Source organism: Streptomyces sp. NPDC031274, assembly GCF_055570235.1.
In genome coordinates this window covers 1-1,196 of the sequence record NZ_JBVIHP010000342.1, presented here as the reverse complement: position 1 = coordinate 1,196, position 1,196 = coordinate 1, and the positions used below count along the sequence as shown (strand labels likewise).

Annotated in this window: 1 protein-coding gene and 1 pseudogene; both read right to left on the bottom strand. The window is 70.2% G+C overall.

The window, feature by feature from the left end:
• Window positions 1–454 (bottom strand): annotated as a pseudogene (locus ACZ5CR_RS46220) (condensation domain-containing protein); the annotation flags it as partial.
• 115 nt (window positions 455–569) lie between these two features.
• On the bottom strand, window positions 570–1,196 hold a 627-nt coding region (locus ACZ5CR_RS46215), incomplete at its 5' end, for an EamA family transporter (protein ID WP_468869989.1).

Below are 1,196 nucleotides of genomic sequence, written 5' to 3'. Positions count from 1 at the left end.
AGATGAAGTTCGGCCAGCTGAGGGCGTCCGCCGCGACATCGAAGCGGTCCTCCAGGTACCGGATCAGCGTCGTCGCGTCGCCGAAGTCGCCGATGTCCTCGCGGTGCAACGCGACGGCATCGGCGTCCAGCGTGAACCGCCGCATCTCATCGCCGATCCAGCGAAATCCGCTGCGCAGTGTCTCGTGCCGAAGGGTCCAGGTCCGCAGCGCCTCCTGGAGGGCCTCGGTGTCCACCGCCCCGCGGATGTCGAACGCCGCACCGCTCCAGGTCGGCACGTACAAGCCGTCCTCGCGTACGGAACGCGACGTTCGGATGTGTGACTCCTGCACATAGGCGGGCGGCCGGGAATCCTCCGGCAAACCAGCCGCCGCCTCGACGGTCGACGGATGCAGCGTCCACTCCACGAGCCTGCCGGGCCGGACGTCGCAACGGTGGATGTCGGTCATTCGCAAGGGGATCTCCGTTCGCGGCATCGCTCGATGCCCACGGGGCCCAACGAGGGGTTTCTGCAAAAGAGACGCCGGAGGCGGCCGCCAGGGGTATCAACAGACTGACAGCACCGAAGTCCTAACCCGCGTGCAGCATCAACCCGATCCCCGCCACCATCAACCCCGCAGCCACCAGCCGAGGCGCCCCGAACTTCTCCTTGAAGAACACCGCCCCGATTCCCGCCCCGACAATGATCGAGGACTCCCGCAGCGCCGAGATGGGCGCCAGGTCCGCCTTGGTCTGGGCCCACAGGACCAGGCCGTACGCGGCCACGGAGAGGGCCGCGCCCAGCAGGCCCACCGTCGCGAACGGGCGCAGCCGGCCCACCAGTTCGCCGCGCCAGCGGTACGCCGCGTACAGCGGAATCGCGAGGCCCTCCAGGATCATCAGCCACGCGATGTAGCCCATGGAGGACCCGGAGGCGCGGACGCCGAGACCGTCCACCACCGTGTACGCCGCGATCGAGACGCCCGTCGCAAGGGCCGCGCCGATCGCCGCCCAGTCGGGGCGGCGGCCCGTCCCGCGTATGCCCCAGAGGGCGAGTCCCGTCAGGCCCGCGCAGGACACCGCGACGCCGGCCGCCTGCCAGCCGTCCGGGACCTCGCCAGCGAAGACCGCGGCCAGGACCGTGACCACCAGCGGCGCCGTGCCGCGCGCGATCGGATACGCCTGGCCGAAGTCGCCGAGCTTGAACGACTTCATGAG